The sequence below is a fragment of the Mesorhizobium sp. M0317 genome, assembly GCF_040321555.1.
Taxonomy (GTDB): domain Bacteria; phylum Pseudomonadota; class Alphaproteobacteria; order Rhizobiales; family Rhizobiaceae; genus Mesorhizobium.
Map to the genome: position 1 here is coordinate 68,220 of NZ_JAMYRV010000031.1, position 14,500 is coordinate 82,719.

Consider the following 14,500-nt stretch of genomic DNA (forward strand, 5'->3'; position numbering starts at 1 on the left):
CCCGGTTGAAAAATCTTACCAGCCGCGAAAGCCGGCCATGACTGGAACTTTGACATGACGGGATCAAACATCGCCGATCTCAACCCCGAAATGCTTGCGGCAGCCGCCGAAAGCAAGGCCTGGCCGTTCGAGGAAGCCAAAAAGATTATCGAGCGCTACAAAGGCGCCGACTTTCCCGAGATCATCCTGTTCGAGACCGGCTACGGCCCGTCGGGCCTGCCGCATATCGGGACGTTCGGCGAGGTCGCGCGCACCTCGATGGTGCGCCATGCCTTTCACGTGCTGACCGGGAACAAGGTCAAGACCAAGCTGCTCTGCTTCTCCGACGATATGGACGGCATGCGCAAAATCCCCGACAATGTGCCGGATCGCGCAGCCCTCGAGCCCTATCTGCATATGCCGCTGTCGGCGGTGCCCAATCCGTTCGGCGGGGACTATCCGAGCTTTGGCGACCACAACAACGCGATGTTGTGCCGCTTCCTCGACACGTTCGGCTTCGACTACGAATTCGCCAGCGCGACGCAGTACTACAAGGCCGGCCGCTTCGATGCGATGCTTGTGCGCGCAGCCGAGCGCTACGACCAGATCATGGCGGTGATGCTGCCGACACTGGGACCCGAGCGCCAGGCGACCTACAGCCCGTTCCTGCCTATCTCGCCGAAGAGCGGGCGCGTGCTCTACGTGCCGATGAAGCATGTCGACGCCAAGGCCGGCACCATCACCTTCGACGATGAAGGCACCGAGACCACGCTTTCGGTGACCGGCGGCAAGGTCAAGCTGCAGTGGAAGCCGGATTTCGGCATGCGCTGGGCAGCGCTCGGCGTCGATTTCGAAATGTTCGGCAAGGACCACCAGACCAATGCGGTGATCTACGACCGCATCTGCAACATTCTCGGCGGACGCGCGCCGGAGCATTTCGTCTACGAATTGTTCCTCGACGAGAACGGCCAGAAGATCTCGAAGTCGAAGGGCAACGGGCTGACCATCGACGAATGGCTGCGCTACGCGCCGACCGAGAGCCTCGGCCTCTATATGTACCAGCGGCCAAGGCAGGCGAAAAAGCTCTATTTCGACGTCATCCCACGCGCCGTCGACGAGTACTACACCTTCCTCAACGCCTATCCGCGCCAGGACTGGAAGGAGCGGCTGGGCAATCCGGTCTGGCACATGCATGACGGCAAGCCGCCTTCCATCGACATGCCGGTGCCGTTCTCGCTGCTGCTCAACCTGGTCAGCGCCTCCAACGCGCAAAACAAGGATGTGCTGTGGGGCTTCATCTCGCGCCATGCATCTGGCGTGACGCCGGCGACGCATCCCGAACTCGACCAGCTGGTCGGTTTCGCCATCCGCTACTTCGACGATTTCGTGAAGCCGACGAAGACCTTCCGGCCGGCCGACGATGTCGAACGCGTGGCGCTGGAAGCGCTTGGCAACGCGCTTGCTGGCCTGCCGGCCGGCGCCGACGGCGAAATGATCCAGAACGCTTCGCTCAACGTGGCGCGCAAGATCGAACGCTATCAGGACCATTCGAAGAAGAGCCCGGACGGCGGCCCTGGTGTCTCGGGCGCTTTCTTCCAGATGATCTACCAGGTGCTGATCGGCCAGGAACGCGGACCGCGCTTCGGTTCGTTCGCAGCCCTCTACGGCATCGCCGAAACCCGCGCGCTCATTGAGCGGGCGCTGGCTGGTCAGCTGGCGGCGTAATTTCCGTCCCGGCCGGCGGCGTGTCCATCGCCGGGGCATCGAGGATCGGTTGCGACGCCGTCGGTGCCGCAACCGGCGTTGGCGCCGGTGGCAGGCCGCCAAGATCGGGCGCGGCGCCGAAGACGCCCTTCTTGGCGGCGCGCGCCTTGTCGCCCGCTTCGACATAGGGGCCGCCTGCCGTGGCGCGCGCCCAGCCGTTTTCGACCAGCCACTGGCCGACATCCAGCTTGCCGATGCGGCATTCGGCGGCGATCAGCGCACGGTCGGCCTCCGGCGGCACCTTGCAGGCAACGGCCCGGCCGCGCAGGAAAGACCGGAACGCGGTGCGCGCCCTGATACCGCAAGCCCAGGACTTGCCGCCCTCGGTGCAGGTCTCGTCTTGCCTGACGATGTCGATGCCGGAGACCGTCACGGAATAACCATTGGCTTCGATCAGGCCGGCGGCGGCCGCGACCGGCTGGAACAGTTTTGTTCCTCCCCAGTCGTCGACCGCTCTGCGCCCACGCGGCTTGGGCGGTCCGGCCAGCGCCAGGTCGCTCAGCGGCTCGCGTGGCTCAACCCGTTCAAGTTCTTCTACCGGCAGCGGCGGCGGTGCGATGGCCTCGGGATCGATCGCCCTCGAATGCACCTGAGGCGAGTGCATCGGAGGCTTGACGGGCTGGACCTCGGGGATCTCCGACGTCGCCGGCTCCTCGGGCACGGCCTCGGTCTCCGGGTCGATCTGGTCGACAGTGATGGCGGGGCCGTCGCGATGCAGCGCTCGACCGCCGGCGACGACAATGGCGACCATCACCGGGATCGCCAGGAGGGCCATGAGGATTTGAAGCAGACGCACCGCGAGACCTACTGGCTTGCCCAGACGATCCGCGCCACCCATTCGACATCGCGCATCGCGATGTCGCGGTCCGGGTGGTCGGGGTTGAGCGAGATCAGCACGATCGATTTCGTCGTCTGGCGGTCCAGAACCTTGGCCATGACTTCGCCGGCATTGGTCTTGACGACGACGCGGTCGCCCTTGCGGGTAGCGGCCCCCGGCTCGACGATCAGCACATCGCCATTGCGGTAGAGCGGCAGCATGGAATCGCCCTGCACCTTCAACGCATAGGAGGTTTCGGTCGCCCGTGCCGGAAGCTCGACAAGGTCCCAGCCCTGGCCTGAGGGATAGCCGGAATCATCAAAGAAGCCGCCGGCGCCGGCCTGGGCAAAGCCGAGCAGCGGCACCGCCGAACGCTGCGGGGCCAACGAGCCCGAAGCTGTCTTGGCACGGCCTTCGACCAGTCCGGTGAATTCGTCGAGCGAAGCGCCGGTCGCCTCGATGATCTTGGCCAGCGATTCGGTCGAGGGCCAGCGCGGCCGCCCATCCGAGGACAGCCGCTTTGACTTGTTGAAAGCGGTGGAGTCCAGACCGGCTCGCCGGGCCAGGCCGGAGGCCGACAACGAATAGCGCTCGGCGAGAGCGTCGATGGCTGCCCAAACTCGGTCATGCGAGAGCAATTCGCTCTCCTCAAAACAGGAAAAAATACCTTTTCCTTCTAACGCGCGGTTATCCGATTGTCCACCGGCGCGCGGCCCGATCTCTCAAAAAGCTGCGTGCGGCGAAGTCGTCATGGATGCCTCAAACTGCCTTGGGCAGGCTGCGCAATCCCTGGTGGGAGGTCATGCAAACCCGCTCGGCCTCGGTCGGCGGTCGCGGTTGAACGGAGCGGGCAAGCGTACTGTTGGACGCGCCAAGGACGCTGTAGCATTTTGATTTGGCGCATGATCCTTTCCGAAAATCGATTCCGATTTTCGGGGTCATGCGCGAGGTCGGCGAGCATCATGTAGCGGGCGTTGTTGAGATGGAGGTTGAAGTCGATGTCGGCAGGCAGCGAAAAGCCAGCCGACTTTCGCTGCCGACCGCGTAAGGGTCACGGCGCGCCTTGCCGTGGCCATGCGCGCAAGGCGCCCTCAGACGTACATGGGGCGCTAGCTCAAGCGGCCTTCTGCACTTCGCCTTTCGCATAGGGATCGAAGCGCTGGTAGAAGGTCTCGCCCTTCTCCGCCAGGTCGAGTAGCAGCTTGGGCGCCTTGAACTCGGCGCCGTATTTCTTCTGCAGGCCCTTGGCTATTCTGACGAACTCCCCGGCGCCGATGCCGTCGATATAGGACAGCGCGCCGCCGGTGAATGGCGCGAAACCGAAGGCGAGGATCGAGCCGACATCGGCCTCGCGCGGATCGGTGACGATGCCCTCTTCCATCACCCGGGCCGCTTCCAGCGCAATGGTTACCAGCAGGCGCTGCTGCAGTTCCTCATAGTCGACCTCCTCGGCCTCCAGCTGCGGATAGAGATCCTTCAGGCCCGGCCACAGCTTCTTCTTGGCAGGCTTGGCCGGATAGTCGTAAAAACCCTTGCCGTTCTTGCGGCCGAAGCGGCCATGGGTGTCGACCAGCGTGTTGATCAGCGCCATCTGCCTGGGGTCGACAGACTTGTCTCCGAGGTCCCTGATGGTCTGCTTCATGATCTTCTGGGCAAGGTCGATCGCCGTCTCGTCGGTCAGCGCCAGCGGGCCGACCGGCATGCCGGCGGCCTTGGCGGCGTTCTCGATCATCGGCGCCGGAACGCCTTCGATCAGCATCTTGTAGGCTTCCGACATGTAGCGCAGCACGCAGCGGTTGACGTAGAAGCCGCGCGTGTCGTTGACGACGATCGGCGTCTTCTTGATGGCGCGCACGAAATCGATCGCGGTGGCCAGCGCCTTGTCGCCGGTCTTCTTGCCCAGGATGATCTCGACCAGCATCATCTTGTCGACCGGCGAGAAGAAGTGGATGCCGACGAAATTCTTCGGCCGCGCCGAATTCTTGGCCAGTGCAGTGATCGGGATGGTCGAGGTGTTGGAGGCGAAGACCGCTGACGATTTCAGCACGGCTTCGGCCTGCTCGGTGGCAGTCTTCTTGACGGCCGAATCCTCGAACACCGCCTCGACCACCAGATCGCAGCCGGCGAGATCGGCATAGTCGGCCGTCGGCGTGATCAGCGACAGAAGTCTGTCCTTCTCCTCGGGCTTGGCGCGGCCCTTCTTGACCTGATCGGAGATCAGGCTGTCGGAATGCGCCTTGCCCTTTTCGGCCGACGCCATGTCGCGGTCGAGCAGGACGACCGGGATGCCGGCCTTGGCGGTGACAAAGGCGATGCCGGCACCCATGAAGCCGGCGCCGAGAATACCGATCTTCTTGAACTTGGTCTCCGGCACGCCGGCCGGACGGCGGGCGCCCTTGTTGAGCTCCTGCAGCGAGACGAACAGCGAGCGGATCATCGCTGCTGCTTCCTTGGACTGCATGATTTCGGTGAAATAGCGCTGTTCGATCCGCAGACCGGTGTCGAACGGCACCAGCAGGCCTTCATAGACGCATTTCAGGATCGCCGCGGCGGCCGGATAATTGCCGTAGGTCTCGCGGCGCAGGATGGCGATGGCCGGCGGCCACAGATTGAAGCCGGCCGGCGTATAGATTTGGCCGCCAGGCAGCTTGAAGCCCTTCTCGTCCCAGGGCTGGACGGCTTTCAGGCCGTTCCTGATCATCGCCTTGGCGGTCTCGATCAGCTTGCCGGGTTCGGCGATCTCGTGGATCAGCCCCATCGCCTTGGCTTTCTGCGGCGACAGCGTCTGGCCGGTGGTCAGCATCTGCAACGCCTGCTGCTGGTCGGTCAGGCGCGGCACGCGTTGAGTGCCACCGGCGCCGGGGAAGATGCCGACCTTGACTTCCGGCAAGGCCATCTTGACCTTTTCGGAGTCAGCGGCAACGCGGCCATGACAGGCCAGCGACAGCTCGAACGCGCCACCCATGCAGGTGCCGTTGATCGCCGAGACCCAAGGCTTGCCCGACGTTTCGAGCTTGCGCCACAAGCCACCCATGCGGCCGGCATTGTCGAACAAAAGCTGTGCCGCCTTCTCCGGGTCCTTGGTCTTCTCCTTGGCAAATACGGCCAGCATCTTCTGCAGCATGGTCAGGTCGGCGCCGCCGGAGAAGCTGTCCTTTCCCGAGGTGATCACCGCGCCCTTGATGGCGGCGTCGGCCACCACCTGGTCGATGATCTTCTCGAGCTCGTTCATCACCTCTTCGGTGAAGACGTTCATCGAGCGGTCCGGCATGTTCCAGGTGACCAGCGCGATGCCGTCTGCGTCGGTGTCGACCGTGAAGTTTGTATAAGTCATGTCTCTCTCCTTCCGGCCGAAAATCAGACGCGTTCGATAATCGTTGCGGTGCCCATGCCGGCGCCGATGCAGAGCGTCACCAGAGCGGTGTTCAAATCGCGGCGCTCGAGCTCGTCCAGCACCGTGCCCAGGATCATCGCGCCGGTGGCGCCGAGCGGATGGCCCATGGCGATAGCGCCGCCATTGACGTTGATCTTGTCGTGCGGGATTTCGAATGCCTGCATGTAGCGCAGCACCACTGAGGCGAAGGCCTCGTTGAGCTCGAACAGGTCGATATCCGACAGCTTCATCTTGGCGCGCTTCAGAAGCTTCTCGGTGACGTCGACCGGACCGGTAAGCATCAGCACCGGCTCGGAGCCGATGTTGGCAAAGGCGCGGATGCGGGCGCGTGGCTTCAGGCCCATCGTCTTGCCGGCCTTCTTCGAGCCGAGCAGTACGGCGGCCGCACCATCGACGATGCCGGACGAGTTGCCGGCATGGTGGACGTGGTTGACCTCTTCCACCTCAGGGTGCTTCTGCACGGCGACCGCGTCGAAGCCGCCCATTTCGCCAGGCATGACGAAGGACGGGTTGAGCGAGGCCAGCGACTGCATGTCGGTCGACGGCCGCATATGCTCGTCATGATCGAGGATGGTGAGGCCGTTCTGGTCCTTGATCGGTATGACGGAGTTCTTGAAACGGCCATCGGCCCAGGCCTTGCCGGCGCGCTTCTGGCTCTCGACCGCATAGGCATCGACGTCGTCGCGCGAAAAACCATATTTGGTGGCGATCAAATCGGCCGATATGCCTTGCGGCACGAACCAGCCGGGCAGGCCGACGGACGGGTCCATGAACCAGGCGCCGCCCGAGGCGCCCATGCCGACGCGCGACATCGATTCCACGCCGCCTGCAATGACGATCTCGTCGGCGCCTTGAGCGATCTTGGCGGCGCCGAAATTGATGGCGTCGAGGCCTGAGGCGCAGAAGCGCGAGATCTGCATGCCCGGCGCCTTGTTGTCGTAGCCGGCCTCGAAGGCGGCGGCACGCGGAATGACCGAGCCGGCCTCGCCCACTGGGTCCACGCAGCCGAAGATGATGTCGTCGATGTTTGCGGTGTCGAGCCCGTTGCGGTCGCGCAGCGCTTCAAGCGTCCTGGCCGCAAGCCGCACCGCCGGCACCTCGTGCAGCGAGCCATCCTTCTTGCCCTTGCCGCGCGGTGTGCGCACGGCGTCATAGACATAAGCTTCGGTCATTTTTCTTGCTCCTTGCTTTGCCGGTCGTGGCTCTCAGAGAGAGCGGCCGATCAGCAATTTCATGATCTCGTTGGTGCCGCCGTAGATGCGCTGGACGCGGGCGTCGCGGAACATGCGGGCGATCGGATACTCATTCATGTAGCCATAGCCGCCATGCAATTGAAGGCATTCGTCGACGACTTTTCCCTGCAGGTCCGAGAGCCAGTATTTCGCCATCGACGCCGTCACCGGATCGAGGCCGCCATTGATGTGGCGGGTGACGCAATCATTGTAGAAGACCCGGCCGATGGTCGCCTCGGTCTTCAGTTCGGCGAGCTTGAACTGGGTGTTCTGGAACTCGATGATCGCTTTGCCGAAGGCCTTGCGGTCCTTGACGTAGTCGATGGTCAGAGCAAGCGCGCGCTCGATCATGGCGATGGCGCCGGTGCCGATCTGCAGGCGCTCCTGCGGCAATTGCTGCATCAGCTGGATGAAGCCCTGTCCCTCTTCGTGGCCAAGCAGGTTCGAGGTCGGCACGCGCATATCATTGAAGAACAGCTCCGACGTGTCGTTGGCCTTCAGGCCGATCTTGTCGAGGTTGCGGCCGCGTTCGAAGCCTTCGGCCTGGTCGGTCTCGACGACGATCAGCGAGGTGCCCTTGGCGCCTTTGGCCGGATCGGTCTTGGTGACGACGATGATGAAATTGGCCAGCTGGCCGTTGGTTATGAAGGTCTTGGAACCGTTGATCTTGTACTGGTTGCCGTCCTTCTCGGCCCGCGTCTTGACGCCTTGCAGGTCGGAGCCGGCGCCCGGCTCGGTCATGGCGATGGCGCCGATCAGTTCGCCGGTTGCCAGCTTCGGCAGCCATTTCTTCTTCTGCTCCTCGGAGCCGTAATGAAGTATGTAAGGGGCAACGATCGCATTGTGCAGGCCGATGCCGAAACCGTCGACGCCGACATGGCCGATCGCCTCGATGATGGCGCTCTCATGCGCGAAGGTGCCGCCGGAGCCGCCATATTCCTCCGGCATAGAGGCGCAGAGCAGGCCGGCGGCACCCGCCTTGCGCCAGCTCTCGCGGTCGACCATCTCGTTCTTCTCGAACTCGTCGTAGCGCGGCGCGATCTCTTCCGACATGAAGCGGTGCGCCATGTCGTAGAGCATGCCGACCTCGTCCGCCGCCCAGGCGGGCTTCGGCAAGGAGAGCACTTCGGCTGGATTTGTCATGCCGTTTCTCCCGCGCCAACGTCCCCCTCCCCCTCGAGGGGAGGGTGGCCGCGAAGCGGTCGGGTGGGGTCGCCGATGACGTGCTCGACCTTATCTTCGGAATTGACGCGGGTTTGGGGCATTGCGATCATCTCCTACCAAAGCGCCCACCAGCCGGCGCACTGCACGCAAGGACCCCTCCCGGCCCTTCGGGCCACCCTCCCCTCAAGGGGGAGGGGGACGCCAGCCATTTCTAGAACGCTTCCGCAGGCAGCGCCATTAGCGTGTCCGCACCACTGGAAATGCGGGCGAGATGTGCCGATGTCTCGGGCATGATCCGCTCCATGAAGAAGCGCGCCGTCACCACCTTGTTATCGTAAAAAGCCCCATTTTCGTGGACAGATTGGGAGCCATTGGCCCCGGTCTTGCCGAGCGCGGCCTTGGCCATCTGCGCCCACATATAGCCCAGCGCGACCAGGCCGAAGAGATGCATGTAATCGGTCGACGCGGCGCCGGCATTGTCGGGCTTGGCCATGCCGTTCTGCACCAGCCACATGGTCGCCGCCTGCAGATCGTTGAGGCCCTTCTTCAGCGCCTTGGTGAAAGGCGCCAGCTTCTCGTCGGCGCGGTTCTCCTCGCAGAACTCGCCGACGTCCTTGAAGAAGGCCTGCACGGCGCGGCCGCCATTCAGCCCAAGCTTGCGGCCGACGAGGTCGAGCGCCTGGATGCCGTTGGCGCCTTCATAGATCATGGCGATGCGGGCATCGCGCACGAACTGGCTCATGCCGTGCTCTTCGATGTAGCCGTGGCCCCCGAACACCTGCTGCGCCATGACGGCATGGTCAAAACCCTTGTCGGTGAGCACGCCCTTGATCACCGGCGTCAGCAGGCCGGTATAGTCGTCGGCCGCCTGGCGATCCTTGTCGTCGGCGGAGCGGTGGGCGATGTCGGACTTGATCGCCGTCCACAGCGCCAGCGCGCGGCCGGCCTCATTGAAGGCCTTCATGGTCATCAGCGAGCGGCGGATGTCGGGATGGACGATGATCGGATCGGCTTGTCTGTCCGGCGCCTTGGCGCCAGACAGCGAGCGGCCCTGCAGCCGGTCCTTGGCGTAGGAGACCGCGTTCTGGTAGGCGACCTCGGACAGCGACAGGCCCTGCAGGCCGACGCCGAGCCGGGCTTCGTTCATCATCGTGAACATCGCCTTCAGGCCGCCATTGGCCTCACCGAGCAGCGTGCCTTCGGCCTCGTCATAATTCATGACGCAAGTCGAATTGCCGTGTATGCCCATCTTCTCCTCGATCGACCCGCAGGAGAGCGTGTTCTTCTCGCCCGGATTGCCCGAGGCATCGAGCTTCAGCTTTGGCACGATGAACAGCGAGATGCCCTTCACGCCTGCCGGCGCGCCTTCGATGCGGGCCAACACGAGATGGACGATGTTTTCCGACATGTCGTGCTCGCCGGCCGAGATGAAGATCTTCTGGCCTGAGATCTTGTAGGTGCCGTTGCCGTTCGGCACCGCCTTGGTGCGCAGCAGGCCGAGATCGGTGCCGCAATGCGGCTCGGTCAGGTTCATGGTACCGGTCCAGGACCCCTCGACCAGCTTCGGCAGCCATGTCGCCTTCTGCTCGTCGGTGCCGTGTGTGATGATCGCAGCAATAGCGCCTTGAGTCAGGCCGGGATACATCATCAGCGCCATGTTGGCCGAAACCATGTATTCGGCAACCGCGGTGTGCACGGCATAGGGCAGCCCCTGGCCGCCGAACTCGACGGGCGCCGCCAGTCCCATCCAGCCGCCTTCGCGATACTGGTCGTAGGCTTCCTTGAAGCCCTTCGGCGTAATCACCGAGCCGTCCTCATGGCGCACGCAGCCTTCGATGTCACCGACGCGGTTCAGAGGATGCATAACGTTTTCGGCAAGCTTGGCGCCTTCGGCGAGGATCGCCTCGACAACGTCGGGCGTCGCGTCGGCAAATCCGGGAAGGTTAGAGTAGCGCTGATAACCCAGCACCTCGTTGAGCACGAACAGCGTGTCCTGGACCGGCGCCCTGTAGATCGGCATGTGTTTCCTCCACCATGCGGGTCTTGGCCGCGAGATCGGGCCCCGAAACATGAGGTTGGGGCGGCATGCGGGCCAATGTTGAAAGCGGGATAGCAAAAATTGACGTTTGCGTAAACGTCAATTTTGTCGCCGGGACAAAATTTACCTATGCCAGCCTATCGGCACGAGCGGTGCATGGCTTTGTGCAAAGCGAGGGGGGTCAAACAAAAAGAGCCGCGCGGGCGGCCGCGCGGCTCTTAAGTTCAAAGCTTTCGCCGGGAGCTGCGGAGCAAAATCAGCTGACGGCGCTGGCCGGGGTCGAACGCTCGGACAGCATCTGGCGCACGGCCGACATCGAGCCGCTCAACTCGTTGATGGCGTCGTCGATCAGCGCGCGCTGCTTCTGCAGGCGGGCAAGCTGCTTCTCCGACTTGTCGAGAGCCAGCCGCAGCTGCTTGGTGTTGGATCCCGTCGGATCGTAGAGATCCATCATCTGCTTGACGTCGCGTAGCGAGAACCCGACCTTGCGGCCGAGCAGGATCAGCTTCAGCCGCGCCTTGTCGCGACGCGTGTATAGCCGCGTCGCCCCATCGCGCTTTGGATTGAGCAGGCCCTTGTCTTCATAGAAACGCAGCGTGCGCAGCGTCACGCCGTATTTCTTGGCCATCTCGCCGATGCGCACGAGCTCCTCACTGGCTTCGGCAGACATATTGTTGGTGTTGGCCGCGGCTTCGCCGGGCGAAACAAGTTTCATAGTCACTGGCTTTCCCCTGTCGTGGCATCGCGGTCTCGGACCTTGCAACGCCTGAGTGGAAGCGGGGGCATGCTTCCAGTCGTGGTTTCAACTAATTCATCGCAAAAGGCACGAACGGCGCCCCTCTTACGTTTACGTCAATTCTATATCGTTAGCCGCCGCATGACGCAAGGGCGTTCTGGGATTGCGAAACCTTATGCCGCACCCCCGGCGCCGGGTCCGAACAGGCACCGTCTGTATTTCAGCAATGCCGTAACTTCTTAAGCTTGGTTAACACCTTGTTTACCACGATGGGTGAAATGTGCGGATGTCGGTCACCCGTGTTTATCCTGTAGCGAATTTTTCACGGTTTTTCGGAGAGCGGGCCTGGCCCGGGAAGCTCGTCTTCCGCCGCAGCAGTGCCGCGCGGCCGCCTTCGTTCCCGACAAGGACTTGGGAAACTGGCAGCAAGCCGGCCATTCTGAAAAACGGACGCATCGATGAACAGCAAGCGGTCCTATCTCGATACACTCAACGCCGGCAGGCCGCGCAGGCCGAACACCACGCTCGATGAATTGAACCGCTCGCTGGAAACGCTGGAGCAGCGGCTGGAGCGCAAGCGCGAGGACGCCGCCGAGCGCTTCGATCCGCGCCGGCCCGCCCCGGAGCCGCGCTACGCAAGCGCCCAGCCCTACGCCCCGCCGCGCTGGTACGAGGACCCGCAGCCCACGCCGCGGCCGAAAGGCGCGGCGCCGGCCGGCTTCGACCAGAACTATCAGGCGATCGCCCGCGACATCGACCGCGTGCGCGGCCAGGAAGACAGCGTCGCCGTGGTCGGCAAGATCGCCGGCGAATTGCGTGGCCTGCGCGAGGAACTGCGCCATCAGATGACGGCCGGCCTGCAGCGCGAATTCGCCGCGTTGCGCAAGGACATCGAACGGGCCTTCCAGGCGAGCAACCAATCGGGTGGTCAGGCAGGCGGCTTGCCCGGCAAGGGCAGCGCCGAACTCGGCGTCGAATTCGAGCGGCTGTCCGGCGCCATCCAGACGCTGGCCGAGAAGAGCGACGACCGAAGCGTCAACATGCTGCGGCTCGAGCTCGAGCAGGTAAAGACGGCGCTCGACACATTGGCGCGCGAGGAAAGCGTGCTGAAGGTCGACCGCCGCTGGGACGATTTCGACCGCCGCTGGAGCGCGTTCGAGGACCGTGTCGACGCCGACCAGCGCAACCGCGCCGACGGCCCCGGATTTTCGGCCCTGACCGACCGGCTCGAACAGATCAGCAATGCGGTCCACAATCTGCCGGAATCGCTGTCGCTGCGCTCGATGGAAGAAAAGGTCCGCACGCTTGCCGGCGCCGTCGATCATTTCGTCAGCCAGCAGAGCAACCGCGGCGGCGACACGCTTGGCTTGATCGACGAACGGCTCCATGAGATTTCGCGCGCCATCGTCGCCTCGACCGTCGCCGCACAGGCCAATTCCTTCGACCCCGAACCGTTCGAGCGCATCGAGAAGCGGATCGCCTCGCTGGCGCAGCAGATCGAGGAAGTCGTGCAGGTTCGTCCGAGCGGCGAGGTTCTCGACCGTCTCAGCACGCTGTCGAACAGGGTCGACGAGCTTGCCGGCCGCGCCAATCTGCCGGAACAGGCGATGGAGCGCCTCGGCAAGCAGATCGCGATGATCGCCGACAAGATCGACCGCGCCCCGGCCATGCCCGACGCCGACTATATCTTCCAGGGTCTGGAACAGCGCTTCGACGTGCTGTCGGGCATGATGGAACGCCGGCAGGGCGACGCCATCGAACAGGGCAACATGCTGTTTCGCGATCTCGAGCGGCGGCTGGACGAGGTTGCCGACCGGCTGGACCAGCGTCAGCCGCAGGCTGACAGCGCCGGCATCATGGACGCCATCGACGCACGCTTCACCGCACTCGCCCAACGCATGGAGACGCGCATTCCCGATCCTGCCAACGAGGCGGCGATCCGCGGCCTGGAAAGCCGGCTCGAAGACATTTCAAGCCGGCTGGAATCGTCGGCCGCGCAGGTCGCCGGCATCGATCCGGCACTGATCCGCAGCCTCGAGGCGCAGGTCTCCGGCCTGTCGGCTCACCTGTCGAAGCCCGGCACGCCGCTGCCGGAATTCGAGGACATCAGCCCGCGTCTCAACGAAATCGAGAAGTCGCTGGCTGGAACCCGCGAATCCATCATGGGCGCGGCACGCGAAGCGGCCGAGAGCGCCGTGCGCTCGCTGGCAGATTCCAACGCCAACACCGCGGCCGTTACCGGCCTTGCCCAGGATCTGAAGACGCTGGAAGCGCTGACGCGCCGTTCGGACGAGCGCAATTCACGGACATTCGAGGCTATCCACGACACGTTGCTCAAGATCGTCGATCGTCTGGGCTCGCTGGAGACCAGCGAACCGGCCGAGGCGGTGAGCGAGCTTCTGGATGCCCAGGCCGAGCCGGCGCGGCGGGCCCGCGATGCACGCGCCTCCAAGATTTCGGTGCAGGACGCGCCGTCGATGGATATCGACCAGCCGCTGCCGCTGACCGGAGACATGGCCGATCTCGACGGCCGCGCCGCCGCCATCATGCGCAGCGAGCCGGATATGCGCGCCGACCCGGGTACGCGTAGCGACCCGGTCATGGGCAGCGAACCCGTGCGGCGCTCGCCAGCCGAGGCTGCCGCGGCCGCTGCCCAGGCAGCGCTCGGTTCCGACAGGATTGCCGAGAAAGGCGAAGCCACGGCCAAGACGTCGCTGTTCGGTGGATTGGCGCGCGCCTTCAGGGGCAAGAAGCCGGCTGACATGCCGCCGCTTGCCGGCTCGGGGCCCAATGTCGACATGCCGAGCGTCGATCTCGACGAGCCGCTCGATCCGAAGCTCGCCAACCGACCGTTGGAGCCGGGCTCCGGCGCGCCCGACCTCAACGCCATCATGAAGCGCGTACGCGACGACCGTGGCCCACCGGTGCGCCAAAACTCCGGCGATGCATCGAAATCCGACTTCATTGCCGCTGCCAGGCGCGCGGCGCAGGCTGCGGCCGCCGAGGCCGACGCGCTGAAACGCCAGTCCACCATGAAGGGCCCGGTCAAGGCGCTTCGTATCGGCGACCTGCTCAAGGCGCGGCGCAAGCCGATACTGATGGGAGCGGTCGCGATCATGCTGGCGCTTGCCGGCCTGCAACTCGGCAAGGCCTTCTTCGCCGACCCGGTCGAGGTCGCAAGCAACGATACAGCGCCGATCGTCGCCTCGCAGCCGGTCGAGACTGCTTCGGTCAACGCTGCCAGCCAACCCAAGGCAGACGCGCAGGTGGCCGTGCAGGACGCGCCGGCCCGGACCGTCAGGCAGGCGGAGCCCACGGAACCGGCAGTTGGCAACGATGCGCCAATGAATGCGGCCTCGATCGCCGAGCCCGAAAT

Annotated in this window: 9 protein-coding genes; 2 read left to right on the forward strand and 7 right to left on the reverse strand. The window is 64.1% G+C overall.

The window, feature by feature from the left end; all coding sequences use genetic code 11:
- The first annotated feature begins 54 nt into the window (after positions 1 to 54).
- Positions 55 to 1,704 carry a lysine--tRNA ligase gene (locus NKI88_RS20925; RefSeq protein ID WP_352537311.1) on the forward strand — a complete coding sequence of 550 codons (1,650 nt, stop codon included), beginning with the start codon at positions 55 to 57 and terminating at the stop codon, positions 1,702 to 1,704.
- On the opposite strand, the gene NKI88_RS20930 is transcribed toward NKI88_RS20925, so the two are convergent.
- The 7 genes from NKI88_RS20930 to NKI88_RS20960 all read right to left on the reverse strand — a co-directional run bounded on the left by NKI88_RS20930 (position 1,667) and on the right by NKI88_RS20960 (position 11,103).
- Positions 1,667 to 2,539, reverse strand: a complete 873-nt coding sequence (locus NKI88_RS20930; RefSeq protein ID WP_352656966.1) for a thermonuclease family protein — start codon at positions 2,537 to 2,539, stop codon at positions 1,667 to 1,669. The two genes, NKI88_RS20925 and NKI88_RS20930, sit on opposite strands and share 38 nt — an antisense overlap.
- Before the next feature lie 8 nt (positions 2,540 to 2,547).
- Positions 2,548 to 3,198: a S24 family peptidase gene (locus NKI88_RS20935; protein ID WP_352537309.1), complete on the reverse strand. Its 651-nt coding sequence runs from the start codon at positions 3,196 to 3,198 to the stop codon at positions 2,548 to 2,550.
- A 476-nt stretch (positions 3,199 to 3,674) separates the two neighbouring features.
- Positions 3,675 to 5,894 carry a 3-hydroxyacyl-CoA dehydrogenase NAD-binding domain-containing protein gene (locus NKI88_RS20940; RefSeq protein ID WP_023711413.1) on the reverse strand — a complete coding sequence of 740 codons (2,220 nt, stop codon included), beginning with the start codon at positions 5,892 to 5,894 and terminating at the stop codon, positions 3,675 to 3,677.
- Positions 5,895 to 5,917: 23 nt separating this feature from the next.
- Entirely contained in the window at positions 5,918 to 7,126 is a 1,209-nt protein-coding gene (locus NKI88_RS20945; RefSeq protein WP_352656970.1) for an acetyl-CoA C-acetyltransferase, read from the reverse strand.
- Positions 7,127 to 7,159: 33 nt separating this feature from the next.
- On the reverse strand, positions 7,160 to 8,329 hold the full coding sequence (locus NKI88_RS20950) for an acyl-CoA dehydrogenase family protein (protein WP_352656973.1): 1,170 nt from the start codon (positions 8,327 to 8,329) through the stop codon (positions 7,160 to 7,162).
- Between the two features lie 232 nt (positions 8,330 to 8,561).
- On the reverse strand, positions 8,562 to 10,370 hold the full coding sequence (locus tag NKI88_RS20955) for an acyl-CoA dehydrogenase (protein ID WP_352656975.1): 1,809 nt from the start codon (positions 10,368 to 10,370) through the stop codon (positions 8,562 to 8,564).
- 274 nt (positions 10,371 to 10,644) lie between these two features.
- Positions 10,645 to 11,103 (reverse strand): MerR family transcriptional regulator, encoded by a 459-nt coding sequence (locus NKI88_RS20960; protein ID WP_352656977.1) that lies wholly within the window; start codon positions 11,101 to 11,103, stop codon positions 10,645 to 10,647.
- A gap of 479 nt (positions 11,104 to 11,582) precedes the next feature.
- Here NKI88_RS20960 and NKI88_RS20965 point away from each other — a divergent pair.
- Positions 11,583 to 14,500 (forward strand): peptidoglycan-binding protein (locus tag NKI88_RS20965; protein ID WP_352656979.1); only part of this gene is annotated, 2,918 nt, incomplete at its 3' end.